1 protein-coding gene is annotated in these 234 nt (G+C 48.3%); it reads left to right on the top strand.

From position 1 onward, the window contains the following. The coding region (locus tag D7V32_RS17125; protein WP_147394252.1) for a calcium-binding protein at window positions 1–234 on the top strand (234 nt) is incomplete at both ends.

The following is a 234-nucleotide window of genomic DNA, read 5'->3' as shown; positions in this document are numbered from 1 at the left end:
TTCAGCAGATACACTCAAGGCTTGGAGTGCACATGACACACTCAATGGTGGAGCGGGAGAAGATAGTCTATACGGAGGCTATGGCAACGACACACTGAATGGCGGTGCTGATAATGACAAGCTCTACGGGGAAGAAGGCAACGACATTCTAAATGGTGATACAGGAAATGACTATTTAGATGGCGGGAATGGACATGACATCCTGAATGGCGGAGAAGGCAATGACACCTTAGC

The sequence above is a fragment of the Acinetobacter tianfuensis genome (assembly GCF_003611465.1).
Lineage (GTDB): Bacteria > Pseudomonadota > Gammaproteobacteria > Pseudomonadales > Moraxellaceae > Acinetobacter > Acinetobacter tianfuensis.
The sequence above is the reverse complement of the archived record's forward strand: the minus strand, read 5'-3'. Positions and strand labels throughout refer to the sequence as shown.